At 72.9% G+C, this 14,990-nt stretch carries 17 protein-coding genes; 9 read left to right on the top strand and 8 right to left on the bottom strand.

Annotation, left to right across the window (positions count from 1 at the left end):
- Window positions 1–205: 205 nt before the first annotated feature.
- Complete coding sequence (locus RBJ65_RS27145; RefSeq protein ID WP_306322284.1) at window positions 206–643, top strand: hypothetical protein; 438 nt, start codon at window positions 206–208, stop codon at window positions 641–643.
- A gap of 9 nt (window positions 644–652) precedes the next feature.
- Complete coding sequence (locus RBJ65_RS27150) at window positions 653–1,444, top strand: nucleotidyltransferase domain-containing protein (protein WP_306322285.1); 792 nt, start codon at window positions 653–655, stop codon at window positions 1,442–1,444.
- Here RBJ65_RS27150 and RBJ65_RS27155 read toward each other — a convergent pair.
- A complete protein-coding gene (locus RBJ65_RS27155; protein ID WP_306322286.1) occupies window positions 1,429–1,965 on the bottom strand; it encodes a 2'-5' RNA ligase family protein in 537 nt (178 codons plus the stop codon). The genes RBJ65_RS27150 and RBJ65_RS27155 overlap by 16 nt on opposite strands.
- Window positions 1,966–2,140: 175 nt before the next feature.
- On the opposite strand from RBJ65_RS27155, the gene RBJ65_RS27160 reads away from it, so the two are divergent.
- Window positions 2,141–4,012 (top strand): FUSC family protein, encoded by a 1,872-nt coding sequence (locus tag RBJ65_RS27160; RefSeq protein ID WP_306332175.1) that lies wholly within the window; start codon window positions 2,141–2,143, stop codon window positions 4,010–4,012.
- A gap of 54 nt (window positions 4,013–4,066) precedes the next feature.
- On the opposite strand, the gene RBJ65_RS27165 is transcribed toward RBJ65_RS27160, so the two are convergent.
- Window positions 4,067–5,035: an endonuclease/exonuclease/phosphatase family protein gene (locus tag RBJ65_RS27165; RefSeq protein ID WP_306322532.1), complete on the bottom strand. Its 969-nt coding sequence runs from the start codon at window positions 5,033–5,035 to the stop codon at window positions 4,067–4,069.
- A 175-nt stretch (window positions 5,036–5,210) separates the two neighbouring features.
- Between RBJ65_RS27165 and RBJ65_RS27170 the strand changes: the two genes are divergently transcribed.
- On the top strand, window positions 5,211–5,903 hold the full coding sequence (locus RBJ65_RS27170; protein WP_306322533.1) for a DUF899 domain-containing protein: 693 nt from the start codon (window positions 5,211–5,213) through the stop codon (window positions 5,901–5,903).
- Window positions 5,904–6,068: 165 nt separating this feature from the next.
- Entirely contained in the window at window positions 6,069–6,275 is a 207-nt protein-coding gene (locus tag RBJ65_RS27175) for a hypothetical protein (protein ID WP_306322631.1), read from the top strand.
- Window positions 6,276–6,282: 7 nt separating this feature from the next.
- Here the strand turns inward: RBJ65_RS27175 and RBJ65_RS27180 are convergent, their stop codons facing one another.
- Both RBJ65_RS27180 and RBJ65_RS27185 read right to left on the bottom strand, forming a co-directional pair.
- On the bottom strand, window positions 6,283–6,759 hold the full coding sequence (locus RBJ65_RS27180; protein ID WP_306322534.1) for a hypothetical protein: 477 nt from the start codon (window positions 6,757–6,759) through the stop codon (window positions 6,283–6,285).
- 97 nt (window positions 6,760–6,856) lie between these two features.
- Window positions 6,857–7,267: an ATP-binding protein gene (locus RBJ65_RS27185; protein ID WP_372341408.1), complete on the bottom strand. Its 411-nt coding sequence runs from the start codon at window positions 7,265–7,267 to the stop codon at window positions 6,857–6,859.
- 380 nt (window positions 7,268–7,647) lie between these two features.
- On the opposite strand from RBJ65_RS27185, the gene RBJ65_RS27190 reads away from it, so the two are divergent.
- Together RBJ65_RS27190 and RBJ65_RS27195 are read left to right on the top strand one after the other, a co-directional pair.
- On the top strand, window positions 7,648–8,517 hold the full coding sequence (locus tag RBJ65_RS27190) for a helix-turn-helix transcriptional regulator (RefSeq protein ID WP_306322535.1): 870 nt from the start codon (window positions 7,648–7,650) through the stop codon (window positions 8,515–8,517).
- Complete coding sequence (locus RBJ65_RS27195; RefSeq protein ID WP_306322536.1) at window positions 8,518–8,790, top strand: DUF397 domain-containing protein; 273 nt, start codon at window positions 8,518–8,520, stop codon at window positions 8,788–8,790.
- 160 nt (window positions 8,791–8,950) lie between these two features.
- Here the strand turns inward: RBJ65_RS27195 and RBJ65_RS27200 are convergent, their stop codons facing one another.
- From RBJ65_RS27200 to RBJ65_RS27210, 3 genes are all read right to left on the bottom strand, one after another.
- A complete protein-coding gene (locus tag RBJ65_RS27200) occupies window positions 8,951–10,513 on the bottom strand; it encodes a glutamate synthase subunit beta (RefSeq protein WP_306322537.1) in 1,563 nt (520 codons plus the stop codon).
- Window positions 10,514–10,661: 148 nt separating this feature from the next.
- Entirely contained in the window at window positions 10,662–11,147 is a 486-nt protein-coding gene (locus RBJ65_RS27205; RefSeq protein ID WP_306322538.1) for a DUF1772 domain-containing protein, read from the bottom strand.
- Window positions 11,148–11,209: 62 nt separating this feature from the next.
- Entirely contained in the window at window positions 11,210–11,995 is a 786-nt protein-coding gene (locus RBJ65_RS27210; RefSeq protein ID WP_306322539.1) for a DUF2293 domain-containing protein, read from the bottom strand.
- A 35-nt stretch (window positions 11,996–12,030) separates the two neighbouring features.
- On the opposite strand from RBJ65_RS27210, the gene RBJ65_RS27215 reads away from it, so the two are divergent.
- Complete coding sequence (locus tag RBJ65_RS27215; RefSeq protein ID WP_306322540.1) at window positions 12,031–12,672, top strand: uridine kinase; 642 nt, start codon at window positions 12,031–12,033, stop codon at window positions 12,670–12,672.
- Window positions 12,673–12,693: 21 nt separating this feature from the next.
- Here RBJ65_RS27215 and RBJ65_RS27220 read toward each other — a convergent pair whose 3' ends face one another.
- A complete protein-coding gene (locus tag RBJ65_RS27220) occupies window positions 12,694–13,821 on the bottom strand; it encodes a magnesium and cobalt transport protein CorA (protein WP_306322541.1) in 1,128 nt (375 codons plus the stop codon).
- Between the two features lie 182 nt (window positions 13,822–14,003).
- Here RBJ65_RS27220 and RBJ65_RS27225 point away from each other — a divergent pair, with 182 nt between their 5' ends.
- Window positions 14,004–14,804 (top strand): methyltransferase domain-containing protein, encoded by an 801-nt coding sequence (locus tag RBJ65_RS27225; protein WP_306322542.1) that lies wholly within the window; start codon window positions 14,004–14,006, stop codon window positions 14,802–14,804.
- Window positions 14,805–14,990 lie beyond the last annotated feature (186 nt).

The raw sequence follows: 14,990 nt of genomic DNA on the forward strand, positions 1-14,990 counted from the left end.
TGTCGGTCCGTACAAAACTGCGACCGAACACTAGCACGGATTCCGGAATCTGTGGCCATGGATCTGGCGCTGCGAATTTTCGGGGCCTGTGCCTGCCGGGCGGTACCCGGCCGAGGGCCAGTTCGACGCTTCGTGTCCGTCTCGGGAGGCGGTGCTGCCCGAATCGGGTGACCGGGCGATCGGTGCGCCGATACCGTATGGGGCCATGGACGCCGAACTCACCACCCTCGCCACCACCGTCGCCACCACCCTCGTACAGCAGATGACCACCGACGCCTGGACGCGGATGCGGGATCGGATCGCGCGGGTGCTGGGGCGTGGGGGCGGTGGTGAAGAAGAGGCGGTTGTTGGGGAGTTGGATGAGGCGCGGGAGCAGTTGTTGGCCGCGCGGGAGGCCGGGGACGAGGCGGCGGCCGATGACGTGGCGGCGGAGTGGCGGTCGCGGATGCGGCGGACCTTGGGCAGGAACCCCGAGCAGGCCGAGGAACTGCGGCGGATTCTGCGGGAGTTGGACGGTGGCGGGCTCGCGGAGCCGTCGGTGACTTACCACACGCACAACGAGATCAGCGGCGGCACCCACCAGTTCACCATCCAGGCCGGCCACGTGGGGCGGATCGAGAACGGGCGGCCACCGCAGGGTTAACGTGGCCGTATGGCCAGTACGCCCGTCACCGACGACGACACCTTTCTCGACCGCCTCGCCGACCGGCTCGATGCCCTGCCCGGGGTGCACGCCGTGACTCTGGGCGGGTCGCGGGCGCAGGGGACGCACGCCGAGGCGAGCGACTGGGACACCGCCGTGTACTACCGGGGGAGCGAGGGGGTTTTCGCGCCGCGGCACCTGCGGGACGTGGGGTGGGAGGGCGAGGTCTCCGAGATCGGGGGCTGGGGCGGTGGGGTCTTCAATGGTGGGGCCTGGCTCAGCGTCGATGGGCGGCGCGTCGACGTGCACTATCGGGATCTGGATGTCGTCGAGCACGAGTTGGGGGAGGCGGAGGCCGGGCGGGTTCGGGTCGAGCCGTTGATGTTTCATCTCGCCGGGATTCCGAGTTATCTCGTGGTCGCTGAGCTGGCTGTCAACCGGGTGCTGCGGGGGCAGACCCCCAGGCCCGACGGCTACCCCGCCGCCCTGCGCAAAGCCGCGCCCGAAGCGTGGTGGGGGCGGGCCTCCCTCACGCTCGACTACGCGAAGGCGAACAACGCGCCCCTCGGCGGGCGTACCGAGGTCGTCGGGGCCGTGGCCGTAGCCGCCATGGAGGCGGCGCATGCCGTGCTCGCCGCGCGCGGGGAGTGGGTGACCAACGAGAAGCGGTTGTTGGAGCGGGCCGGGTTGCGGGGCGTCGACGGGATTGTCGCGAACGCCGGGCTGCCGCTCGGTGAACTCGTCGGCCGTGCGCGGGAGTTGATGGCGCGCGCCGTCGCCGACGCTCAGGCCGGGAGCTGAGGGCCCAGCGGGTACGTGCGGATGTCCCGCCACCCCGTGCCCGCCGCCTCCGTCACGATCAAGCGCACCGACTCGACCCGCGCGTACAGCGGCAGCGCCCCCGTGAACTCCGACTCCGGGATGTCGTCCGTGCCCCAGCCGCTCGCCAGCGTCAGATGCGGGTCCAGGCCCTCGTCGCCGAAGACGCCGCGGTAGGGGACGGCCTCCGGCCAGCGTTCCCGTAGGGACTTCGTGAGCGCGCGGAGGGGGTCGTCGGGGGCCGGGGGGAGGTAGAGGACGCCCGGCCAGCGGCGTATCGCGGCGAAGGTGAGGGGGAATGCCGGTGTCGCCGCGAACAGGGTCCGTAGCTCCCGCTCCGTGGCGTCCGTCACGCGGTCCAGCGGGAGGAACGGGTAGAGGACCGTGACATGCGCCCGCGACGGCGTGCGCACCAGCGCGTCCGCCTCCGGGATGTGGATCGTCAGGGCCGTGTCGCCGGGGGCGTCAGGCCAGCCGGCATCTGAAGCAGGAGTCGTGGGCACGGTCAAGTGTCACATTGGCGAAACCTGGGCGTTTCCTCCCCTCCAACCACTCCGCTTACGCTGGTAGCACCAGTCCAGGCTGGCCAATGTCGTCCGGCACCGCCGCACCGTGCACGAATCCCGTGCCCGACCCGTGCTCGACCCGTGCTCGTACGACAGGAGTCCGACCAGACCCATGCGCCGCCGCCTCCCGCACTCGCTTCCGCCCTGGCTGAGCCACGCCCTGCGCGCCCAGCGCGCGCCCGTGCCGTGGCCCGGTGTCGTGCGCGGCGCGCTGGCCGGTGGGCCGCTGCTGCTCGTCGCCGTCCTCGCCGGGCGGCCGTCCAGCGGGGTGCTGCTCGCGCTCGGGACGCTGCTCGCCGGGGTCATCGACCGGCCGGGACCGCGGCTCGCCGCCGTCTCGCGGCTCGGCGGGCCCGCGCTCGCGGGGGCGGTGGGGATGGCCCTCGGGAGTTTCGTCGGCGGTGCGCTGCCGACCGGTGTGCTCGTCGCCTGCGTGTTCGCGGTGCTCGGGCTCTTGGGTGGTGCCTTCAGTGCCGTCGGGCCCGTCGCGTCGTCCGCCGGGACGCAGTTCCTGGTCACCGTCGCCATCGGGGCCGGGATGCCGTTGCCGGAGCCGGGATGGCAGCGGGCGCTGCTGTTCGCGGGAGGCGCCGGGTGGCTGATTCTGTTGCGGGTGGTGCTGCCGTCTCCCGTGCGGACGAAGGGGCTCGGGTATCTGTACGACGGTGAGCGCGCCGGGGTCGCCTCCGTGTACGAGGCCGTGGCCGGGCTGCTCGACGCCGTCGGCGGGGCCGAGGCCCAGGCGCGGCGCGTCGCCCTGACCGCCGCGCTCGACCAGGCGCAGGACGCCCTGCGGCGCGGCCGCTCCGAGGCCACCCGGCGACTGCGCCGCCAGTACGCCGCCGCCCTCCCGCTCGCCGAGGCCGCCACCGCGCTCGCCTGGGCCGGGGAGCCGGTGCCCGCGCGGGCGGGGGAGGGGCCGCGTCGGCTCGCCGCCGCCGTCAGGTCCGGGGAGGCGCCGGGCGCACTCCCGGCTCCGGTGCGCGCCGACGCGGGGCTGCGCGCGCTCGACGAGGCGCTGCTGCGGGCCGCCGAGGCGTTCGACGGGGCCGGTGACCAGGAGCCGTCCGCGCGGCGGCGGGCGTCCGCCGGCCAGCTGCTGCGGAGGGTGGCCGGGCCCGCGGGGCGCGAGTACGGGGTGCGGGTCGGACTGTCCTTCGGGGCGAGCGCCGCCGTCGCGCAGGCCCTGCACCCGCTGCACTGGTACTGGCTGCCCGCCACCGCCGTGTTCCTCGTGAAGCCGGACCTCGGGCCGCTCGCCTCGCGCGCGCTGTGCCGGGCCGCCGGGACGGTGGCCGGGGCCGTGCTGTTCGCCGGGCTCGCCGCCGTACTGCCCGACCCGCTGGGGCTCGTCGCGCTCGTGGCCGTGTGCGGGGCGCTGATACCCATCGCCACCAGGCACTTCGCCGCGCAGACCGCCGTCGTCACCGTCCTCGTGCTGTCGCTTGTGATGGTGGGCGGGGAGCCGCAGGCCTCCTGGAGCCGGATCACCGAAACGCTGCTCGCCTGCGCGATCGTGCTGGTCGCCGGGCATCTGCCGCTGCCGGGCGGGCACCGCGGCGGCGGGGTACGGGTGCGGCTCGCCGTCGCGCACGACGCCGCCCACGCCTACGTACGGCATGTGCTCAGCGAGTCCGGAGGGGACACGAGGGGCACGGGGGACGCGAGGGATGTGAGGGACGCGAGGGACGCGAGGGCTGTGAAGGGCACGGCGGGTGCCAAGGGCGTCGACCGGCACGGGCGGTGGGCGCTGCGGCGCGAGGCGTACCGGACGCTCGCGCAGGCGCGCGCCGCCGTCGACCTGGCCGCCGCCGAACTGCCGGTGCTCGCGCGGCACTCCGACGGCTCGCGGCACAAGACCGTCGTACTGGAACGGCTCGTCGACGCGACGACCGCGTGCGCCGTGCAGGTCGACGACACCGGGCGGGTGCCCGAGCAGCACGCCGAGCGGATCGGCGTACTGCTCGCGGAGCTGGCCGCGTAAAGCCGATTCCGCGGTACCCGTTCACGGCTCCGCCAGGGCTCTGCCACGGCTCCGCTACGGCCGCAGATCCACCCACACCGGCGCGTGGTCCGACGCCGGCGCGTCCCGGCGCTCCTCCGGAGACGTGTCCGCGCCCACCGTCGGCAGCGGTTCGAGCACGGCGTCCTCCTCCTGCGGCACCCCGGTCCCGGCGCGCACCACGTGGCCGAGCAGCTCGTGCGAGACGAAGACGTGGTCGATCAGCTCGCGGTGGCCCGCGTACACCCGCGAGTACCGCTGCTCCTCGGGGATCAGCGGCGCCACGTTCCACAGCCGGTGCGCGTCGCCCTTGTCGGCGTGGTCGAAGCCCGGCGTGCCGATCTCGGAGCCGGGCGGGCCCTGGAGGATCTGGGTGGTCGCGGCGGACACCTCGTCGTTGAAGTCGCCCAGGACGGCGACCCGTTCGCGCCGGCCGTCCTCCCCGATGAGCGTGTCGGCGAGCGCCCGCACGGTCGCCGCCTCCGCCGCGCGCCGCTCCAGGGCGTACGCCGCGTAGCGCGCCCGCTCCCCCTCGTCGCGCGGCACGAACCGGCCGCCCGGATAGCTCAGCAGCTTCGACTTGAGGTGGCAGACGGCGGCCGTCAGCCACGTCGCCCGCGTCGAGAAGTGCACGGCGAGCACGCCGCGGCCCGCCCGGTCCGCGGTCCTGCCGCCGTCGTCGACCTGCACCGGGCGCAGCGCGTCCGGGAACGCGGCGGTGTCCGCGACCACGTTCACGACGACGTCGCTGAGGAAGCCGACCCGGATCCCGCGCTCGTCCGGGTACTGGGACAGCGTCACCTCGTAGCGGCCGTCGAGCAGTTGCACCAGATCGTCGAGCGCCGCCGGGTCACCGACCTCCTGCACGCCGAGCAGGGTGGGCCGCAGCGCGTTCACGGTGGCGGCGAGCGCGGCCAGTTTCGCCTCGTACGTGGCCTTGTCGCGCGGGCCGTAGGGGCCGCCGGGGCGGTAGAGGTTCTCCAGGTTCCAGGTACCGACGAGCATGGCGTGCTCCGTCCTAGGGCCGGCCCGGACGGGCCGGGGCGGCCAGCGTGCCAGCGGCGTCGCGGGGGAGGACAGGACTCCTCCAGGACTCGTCCGTAAAAAACTTCCGCCGCTGCGATGAGTTCCGTACCGGCCGCCGGTCACCCCTGCGTAAGACCCGACCGGAGGAGGAACCATGGGGCTGCCGAAGGTGGTCACGCGCGACGAATGGCGCGCCGCCCGCGAGGAGTTGCTCGCCCTGGAGAAGGCGGCGACCCGGGCGCGGGACGAGCTGAACACACGGCGGCGCGAGCTGCCCATGGTCGAGATCGACAAGTCGTACGTGTTCGAGGGTTCCGACGGCAAGTCCGAGCTGCTCGACCTGTTCGACGGGCGCGCCCAACTCGTCGTCTACCACTTCATGTTCGCCCCGGACTGGGAAGCGGGCTGCCGCAGCTGCTCCGGATTCCTCGACCAGATCGGGCACTTGGCGCATCTGCGGGCCAGGGGCACGGAGTTCGTGGCGGTGTCCCGCGCGCCGTTCACCAGGATCCTGCCGTTCAAGGCGCGGATGGGCTGGACGGTGCCCTGGTACTCCTCCCATCTCAGCGACTTCAACACGGACTTCGGCGCCACGGTGGCCGGGGAGGACGGCGGCCTGGAGGAGCGGCCCGCGATCAGCTGCTTCCTGCGCGAGGGCGAGCGGGTCTTCCACACGTACTCGACCTTCGCCCGCGGCATGGACCACATCGGGTTCACCCCGAACCTCCTGGACCTCACCGCCCTCGGCCGCCAGGAGGAGTGGGAGAAACCGGAGGGACGGGCATCGGCTCTCGGGGCTCCGGCGGGCAGTGCGCGCGTGCGCTATCACGACGAATACGTCGACTGAGGCCGAGCGCGAGCGGTCTGACCTCGTATCAACTCGGTGTCATTCTTGTCACGTTGCGAGTCGGAACGGCCCCTGTCAGCGTTCTCCCTCATGAAGCGCCCGGACGCACCGGGCGCCGCGCGACGTACTTGGTACGTCGGCACGATCACGGGGGCAGGGACGACGATGATCAACGGACGAGTGGTGCTGCAACGCTTCCCGGCGGGCGGACCCCGCGGCTCCTGGCCCGCGGAGGAGTACGCGAGCCTGCGCCGCCAGGAGGGTCAACCGGCCGAGGTCGTCATGGACTTGGCGACGGACACGTTCCTCGTGATCGTGCGGGAGCCGGTGGCCGCCCCAGTTGCCGCTCCGGTGGCCGCCCCGGTGGGCTGACGCCTCATCATGAAGCGCGCACCGACCGCGACCACTCCGGCGTCGTCCCCGTGACCCGGCACAGCGCGAGGTACAGCGGGATCGGCGGCGTGTACGGCACCGAACCCTCCGGGCAGTGCACCAGGACGGGCGCCCGCGGCGCGTCCAGCACCAGGGCGCCCGCCGTGTAGCGGGCGGGCGCCGGCCACTCCAGGGCCACGTCCGAGTCCGCGGGCACGAGCCACCACCAGTGCGCCCCGTCCGCGTACACACAGCCCATCCGCGGCAGCCGCTTCGCCATCGCCCGGCCGAACTCCTCGGGCACCGCGACCGCGTCGCAGCCGAGCGGAGCGGTCATGCCCGCGGGCACCCTGATCCGCGTCGGCGGGGTGTGGCCGGGGCGCGACGGGTCCGGGCGCTCCGGAAGCCGGGCGCGGCGTCGCCGCGCCAGTCCGGCCAGCGAGTTCAAGTGCATCGTCCGCTTGCCCGTCGTCACCACGCCCATCCGATCCCGCTTTGCACGTTCGTCGTCGCTCCGCCCGCCCGGCGGGGGCGGGGCTTCACCAGGCCCGTCCGAGGCCTCGCCAGGCCCGTCCGGGGTTTCACCAGGCCCATCCGGCGCCGTCCGAAGCGCCGGGGGCCTGGGCTGCCGGGTCCACCGGCTCCGCGCCCAGACCGTCGCGCGGCAGCTCGGCCCAGACGAGGAGGCCGGGGCCGAAGCCGGTCTCCTGGGCGCCCCACGCCGTCGCGACCGCGGCCACGAGGAGCAGCCCCCTGCCGTGCTCCTCCTCGGGCGCGACGCGGCGGCGGCTGTCACCGGGGATGCAGCCCTCGTCGCGGACCGCTATGCGCAGGCGGTCACCGGCGTCGTCGCGCAACTCGCGCAGCTCGCAGTGGATCCGCCGGCTCGCGGTGTGCACGATCGCGTTCGTGACCAGTTCGGACACGACGAGAGCCGCCGCGTCACAGGTGTCGTCGCACGCGCCCCACGCACTGAGGTGGGTACGCGTCATGCGCCGGGCCTGAGCGGCGGAGCCCGGATGGGGAGCCAGTTCGAAACTGCTGCGGCGGACCGCCGCCGGGTGGGCCCCTGTCGGGGTACCCGAACGGTCACCGAGCGTAGTTTCGCCGGCTTCTGTTCCTAAAGGCGCAGACGGAGTCACGCTTGCCACTATCTCCCCGTCATGAACACTTGGCAAGGGTCACTCTGAAAAGTGCAGAGTGGCGTATGCCCTGTGGAGCGGACATGGCAGACTGCTCGCAACAGCGCGCCACGTGGCCCCCCTTGGGGTTCATCGCAGGGAAACGCCCGGTGAGAGACTCCTCCCCGGGCTTTTCTCAAGGTGAAAAGTGGCGGGAGTCAGGCACCGGGACTACTGGGAGGTAAGGGGTCGTGAGTGAACCGCGGTCCGCGCCGACCGTCGGCCAGGTCGTCCTCGGCCGCCGACTGCAGGAGCTGCGCGAGGGTGCCGGACTCAAGCGCGAGGAGGCCGCGAAAGTACTCCGCGTGACCGCCGCGACGGTCCGCCGCATGGAGACCGCCGAGGTCTCGCTGCGGATCCCGTACGTCCAGCTGCTCCTGAAGTCGTACGGCGTCTCCGACGACGAGGCCGAGTCGTTCGTGCAGCTCGCGGAGGACGCGAACAAGCCGGGCTGGTGGCAGCGGTACCACGACATCCTGCCGGGCTGGTTCTCCATGTACGTGAGCCTGGAGGGCGCCGCCCGCCTCGTCAGGTCGTACGACCCGCACTTCGTGCCCGGCCTGCTGCAGACCGAGGACTACGCGCGCGGCGTGCTCGAATCCGGCGCGATAGGGCGGGCGCTCGCCGAGGACCCGGACGTCGTCGAACGGCACGTCGCGCTGCGGCTGCAGCGCCAGGACCTGCTCACCCGCGAGGACGCGCCCCGCCTGTGGTTCGTGATGGACGAGACCGCCCTGCGCCGCCCGGTCGGCGACGCGGACGTGATGCGCGCCCAGATCGACCGGCTGCTCGACGCGATGGAGCTTCCGAACGTGACGCTCCAGATCGCGGAGTTCGCGGCGGGCCCGCACCCGGGCACGTACGGACCCTTCGTGCTGTTCCGGTTCGCCATGACGGAACTGCCGGACATGGTCTACAGCGAGTACCTGACAGGCGCCGTCTACCTCGACGCGCGCCCCGAGGTGGCCACCCACCTGGAAGTCATGGACCGCATGGCGGCGCATGCCGCGACGGCGCAACGCACAAAGGAGATCCTCCGCGATCTCCGCAAGGAGCTGTGAATGGACTCGATCAAGGACCGAATACGAGGCGTCGACGGCGAGCCGATCTACAACGGCATGCCCGCGCGTGAACTCGGCAGCGAGGGCTGGCACAAGCCGTGGAGCGGCGGCAACGGAGGCAACTGTCTCGAAGCCATGAAGCTCGCCGACGGGCGCGTCGCCGTACGACAGTCCTCGGACCCGGACGGGCCGGCCCTGATCTACACCGTCGGGGAGATCACGGCGTTCATCGAGGGGGCCAAGGCGGGGGCGGCGGACTTTCTGCTCTCGTGAGCGTCACCCGCTGTTGGCGGCGGGCGTACGCGATCGGGGGCGTGCCGTCCACGACCGTCTACGTGGCGGGATCGACTTCGGGTACGGAGGTCAACGCCGGGCGTCGACACGGGATGTGACGGAGTGTTACCCGATTCTCCAGGCGATTGTCGGGCGATTGTCAGGCGGTCATCGGGCGGTCGTGCGCCCCGATCGGTGCCGGCAGCCGGGTGCGGCCCGTCAGCCAGCGGTCGACCGCGGCGGCCGCGGCGCGCCCCTCGGCGATCGCCCACACCACGAGCGACGCGCCGCGCCCCGCGTCACCCGCGACGAACACGCCCGGCACGTCCGTGGCGAAGGCGGCGTCCCGCGCGAGCCGGCCGCTCCGGTCGACGCGCAGGTCCAACTGGTCGACGAGGCCGCCGGATCGACGCTCCGGTCCGTGGAAGCCGAGCGCCAGCAGCACCAGATCGGCGGGCAGCGTCCGCCCGGTCCCGGGCCGCGGCCTGCGCGCCGCGTCCACCTCGACGAGGTGCAGCGCGCGCACGTGCCCCGCCTCGTCCCCGGTGAAGCACAGCGTGGCGGCGGCGAAGAGCCGGGCGTCCGCGTCGGCCGCCGGGGCCGTCCGCAGCTCCCCGGCCTCCTCGTGCGCCGCCGAGAGCCGGTACAGCTTCGGGTACGTCGGCCAGGGCTCGGCATCCTCGTCGCGCGCCTCACTCGGCATCCCGTAGATGTCCAACTGCGTGACGGACGCGGCCCCTTCGCGCACCGCCGTGCCCAGGCAGTCGGCGCCGGTGTCGCCGCCGCCGACGATGACGACGTGCTTGCCGGTGGCGCTGAGCGGTGCCGGTGGGAGTGGCGGTGGGGGCTCCCGGCCGTTCTCGTACGCGCGGTTGGCCCACGGCAGGTACTCCATCGCCTGCTCGATGCCCGCCAACTCCCTACCTGGTACGTCGAGCTCGCGCCAGGCCGTGGCGCCGGTCGCGATCACCACGGCGTCGTAGCGGGCCCGCAGGTCCGCTGCGCCGATGTCCCCGCCGACCTCCGTCGACGTACGGAACCGCACGCCTTCCTTCGTCAACTGGTCGAGGCGGCGGTCCAGTTGGCGCTTCTCCATCTTGAACGCCGGGATCCCGTAGCGCAGCAGCCCGCCGGGCCGGTCGTCCCGCTCGTACACGGCGACCGTGTGCCCGGCCCGCGTCAACTGCTGCGCCGCAGCGAGCCCGGCGGGGCCCGAGCCGACGACGGCGACGGTCCGCCCGCTGTGCCGCTCGGGCGGCTGCGCGGTCACGAAGCCCTCGTCCCAGGCGCGGTCGGCGATGGCAACCTCTACGTTCTTGATGGTCACGGGACTTGGAGGGGCGGCCCGCAGGGCCTCGGTTGAGGGTGGTGGCGGGAGACGGGCGGGATGGTTGATGGCGAGGACGCAGCTCGCCTCGCAGGGGGCGGGGCACAGGCGGCCGGTGAATTCCGGGAAGTTGTTCGTGGCGTGCAGCCGTTCGCTCGCCGCCTGCCAGTCGTCCCGCGCGACCAGGTCGTTCCACTCCGGGATCAGATTCCCCAGCGGGCACGCCTCGTGGCAGAACGGGATCCCGCAGTCCATGCAACGGTCGGCCTGCGCGCCGACGATCGGCAGCAAGCCGCCGGGGACGTACACCTCGTCCCAGTCGCGGACCCGTTCCTCGACGGGGCGGCGCGGAGCGTCCCGCCGGGGTGTGGTGAGGAAGCCCTTGGGGTCGGCCATGGCCGTCTCCCTACGCCGTACTCGTGCGCTGTGGCTCTCTTCGCTCCTCTTTCCGCCACGATACGTCGGGCGGGGTCGGGGCGCTCAGGCTCGGAGCGGTAACTCGGAGCGGTGACTCGGAGCGGTAAGGGGCCTCGGGGCGGGACGCTCAGGTCAGCGCGAGCACGAACAGCGCCGCGGCGGCGGCCCCGGCCGCGGCCCGTACGTGGTTCCACCGCACCCACTCGACGAGATACGCCCGCCACTGCGCGGCGCTGCCCTCGGACTCCTCGGTGCCGGAGAGGCCGGCCAGCGCCGCGTTGCGCGGAACGTTCGCCAGGACCGTCACGCCGAACGACCCCGCCAGATACAGCGCGCAGCCGAGCAGCAGCTCGACGGTGCCCGCGTCGGGCCACAGCACGAACGTCACGACCGCGATCACCGCGCACAACACCGCCGCGCCGAGGAAGACGACCATGAACGGCGGTGTGAGGGCGGCGATGTTGATGGCGTTCATCGCGGCGATCCCCTGCGCGGCGGGCAGCGCGCCGAGCCCGCGCATCACGAACGTGGAGAACGCGATGAACACCCCGGAACTCACCGCGCACCAGACGGCACCCAACACGACCAGCAAGAAATACGGACCTTCGATCATGCGCCCCCCTCTTCATGAGGGATCATGCCGCAGTTTGTCGGATGTGGACAGTGATTTCACGATTACGTTGAGCGAGCGGGCCCGGTTGTGACGGTTCCGGGGGGAAACGGTCCCCGCCACCCCGCCATGACCGACGCCACGGCCTCCGCCACCCGCGCCCTCGCCTCCCTCCGGGGCACGCCCTCCATCAGCAACCGGTCGTAGGGCGTGTCCACATGACGCACGGCGGCCCGCACCGCTGCCACGACCGCGCCCTGCGAGAACGCCCGCCCCGCCGCGCTCCGGCCCACCCGCCCGCTGCCGCGCGCACCGGCGTGCCCGGCGATCGCCGCCGCCCGGTCCTCGGGGCAGCCGGGAAACAGCCGGCGGATCCGGTCCGCGAACTCCGCCACGAACTCCGCGTCCCGCGCCGCCCGCCGCGCCGCGTCCCGCGCCCGCCGCCTGGCCCTCGCCTCCGCGTCCGCCAGGCAGCGCGCCTCGGCCCGCGCGAGCCCCGCCTCCTCGACGAGCACGCCCTGCCGCTCGTACCGTCCGCGCCGCCGGTGGAAGCGCACGACGACCGCCGACAGCGCGCTCTCCTCGCGGGCCCTGCGGGTCAGCGCCGTGTCGCCGCGCGGCAGGAACACGAGGTGTCCCAGGTCGGCGCAGTCCAGGCACCGCGGGTGCCCGCGCTCCATGACCAGCAGCCCGAGCGGCCCGCGCCGACAGGCGCCGCACCGCTTGCGCTTGACCGCTTGGAAGACGACGGGGGCGTGGGCGGTGGTCGTCGGTGGCGGTGGCGGTGGCGGTGGCGGTGGCGGTGGCGGCGTGGTGGCGCACGGGGGTCGCCGCGGGACGGCTCTGGTCATACGGGCGTGATGCCCGCCCCGGCCCGCCCGGCATCATGGAGTGCGTGCGACTCGAAGCGATCACTTGGGAACGGCTCGGCGACGCCCTCGCCGAGCGGCTGCTCGACCTGAAGCCGGCCGACGGCGGCCCCTGGCCGAAGGTCGCCTTCGACGGCGCGCCGGCCGCGCGCCCCGGCGAACTCGCGGCGCTCGTCTCCGAGGCCCTGCGCACCCGCGGCCGGTCTTCGCTCACGGTCGCCGAGGACGGCTTCCTGCGCCCGGCCTCGCTCCGCTTCGAGTACGGGCACCGGGACGTGGAGTCGTACTACAGCGGCTGGTTCGACACGGGTGCCCTGTGGCGCGAGGTGTTCGGCCCGCTCGAACCGGACGGCACGGGCCGCGTCCTGCCCGATCTGTGGGACCCGGCCACGGACCGCGCGACCCGCAGCGAGTACGTCCGGCTCCCGCCCGGCGGCGTGCTGTTGATGCATGGCCCCTTCCTCCTGAACCACTGGTTTCCCTTCGACCTGACCGTGCACGTGAGCCTGTCGCAGGGCGCGCTGCGGCGACGTACGCCCGAGCCCGAGCAGTGGACGCTCCCGGCCTTCGAGCGCTACGACGCCGAGACCGGGCCCGCCGCGAGCGCCGACGTCGTCGTCCGCGCGGACAAGCCGCGCCATCCGGCGTGGAGCGGGTGAGTACGTGGCCCAACTGTCGTGCTACAGCCAGCCGTTGCGCTTGAAGCCCCGGTACACCACGAAACAGATCGCCGCTATCACGGACATCATCAGCGGGTAGCCGAACCGCCAGTGCAGCTCCGGCATGTGCTCGAAGTTCATCCCGTAGACGCCGCAGCCCATCGTCGGCACCGCCACGATCGCGGCCCAGGCCGTGATCTTGCGCATGTCCTCGTTCTGCGCGACCGTCACCTGCGCCAAGTGGGCCTGCAGGATCGAGTTGAGCAGTTCGTCGAAGGACGCTATCTGCTCGGCCGCCCGCAGCAGATGGTCCGAGACGTCGCGGAAGTACGCCTGTATCTCGGGCGGTACGGCGGGGTAGGGGCGGCTGGAGAGCTCCAGTATCGGCCGCGACAGCGGCACCACGGCGCGCTTCAACTCAAGGAGCTCGCGCTTGAGTTGGTAGATCCGGCCGGGGTCGGCCTTCGCGCCGTTCGCCGCGAAGACGTCCGCCTCGACCTCGTCGATGTCGCCCTGGACCTCGTCGATCACCGTCAGATAGTCGTCGACGACGCTGTCCGCGATCGCGTGCAGCACCGCGGCCGGCCCCTTGGCGAGCTGCTCGGTGTCCGCCTCGATCCGCTCGCGCACGGGGCCGAGCGAACCGTGCCGGCCGTGCCGCACCGTGATCACGAAGTCCTGCCCGAGGAACACCATGATCTCGCCGGTGTCCACCACCTCGCTGGTCGCGGTCAGCTCCGCGTGGTCGACGTAACAGACCGTCTTCAGCACCGCGAAGAGCGTCTGCCCGTACCGCTCCACCTTGGGGCGCTGGTGCGCGTGCACCGCGTCCTCGACGGCCAGCGGGTGCAGGTCGAACAGCTCGGCGATGTCCGCGAACTCCAGCTCCGAAGGCTCGTGCAGGCCCAGCCAGACGAATCCGTCCTCCGCCTTGCGCACCGCGCGCACCGAATCGACGAGATCGCGGTCGCCCGACTCGCGCACGCCCTCCCGGTACGTCACGCAGTTCACCACCGCGGAGCCCAGCGGGGAGCGCGCCGGGTGGCTCAGGTCGACCTTGGGACTGCGCCGCGCGAGTCGCGCGACCTTGCGCAGGCCGCCCACCTTGCGCAGGCCACCGACCTTGCGCAGATTGCCCGCCATCGACATGCTCGGCCCCTCCCGTCCCATCCCTGATTCGTCCCCTGACTCGTCCTGAAGTCGACTTGGTGGGCCAGTCTGCCAGCGACCACCGACAACGCGTCTACCCCTGTCGGCTCCTGTGGGAACGGAAGATTCCGCTCCGCTGCGCAATGTTCCGTATCTTCCGTTTGGGCTGGGATGATCGGCTCATGATGCGATCCGGTGAGCACGCGTACCTCCTCAACAACCAGCAGGCCGAGGCCGGGCAGCGCTTCGACGCCTTCTCGGTCCTCTTCGACCCGACGACGTTCCGGCACGTCGAACGTCTGGGGATCGGCTCCGGCTGGCGCTGCTGGGAGGTCGGGGCCGGCGGTACGTCGGTGGTGTCGTGGCTCGCGCGGAAGGTCGGGCCGACCGGCCGGGTCCTCGCCACCGACATCGACACGGCCTGGCAGACCGCCACGCCCCGCGCGCCCGTCGAGGTGCGCCGCCACGACATCGGCGTCGACGAGCCGCCCGCGGAGAGCTTCGACCTGGTGCACGCCCGGCTCGTCCTCGTCCATGTCCCGGACCGGGAGCGGGCGTTGGCGTCGATGATCCGCGCGCTGCGCCCCGGCGGGCGGCTCCTCGTAGAGGACGCGGACCCCGCGCTCCAGCCCCTGCTCTGCCCGGACGAGACGGGCCCCGCGCAGGAGTTGGCCAACCGCCTGCGCCACGGCTTCCGTTCGCTGCTCGCGGAGCGCGGCGCCGACCTGTCGTACGGCCGCAAGCTGCCCGGACTGCTGCGCGCGGCGGGCCTGCGCCAGGTCGAGGCGGACGCCTACTTCCCGCTGGCGTCCCCGGCCTGCACGGCGCTGGAGACGGCGACGGTGGCGCAGATCCGCGAACGGCTCGTGACGGCGGGCCTCGCGACCAACGACGAGATCGACCAGCACCTGGCGAATGTCGCCAATGGCTCGATGGACCTGGCGACGGCGCCGTTGATTTCGGCGTGGGGGAGGAAGGGGTAGGAATGGGGCGTCCCTCCGGGCAGGCGTCCAGGGCAGTCGCCCGCGCCCGCCTTGGGCGGCATACGTCTTGACGGTGGCCGCCACCCGCCTTGGGTGACCTGCGCCTTGAGGGTGGGCGCCACCGCCTTGGGGGCTGCGTCTTGACGGTGGGCGCCACCGCCTTGGGCGCCCCCGCCTTGGGTGGCG

Source organism: Streptomyces sp. KL109B (assembly GCF_030766935.1).
Classification (GTDB): domain Bacteria; phylum Actinomycetota; class Actinomycetes; order Streptomycetales; family Streptomycetaceae; genus Streptomyces.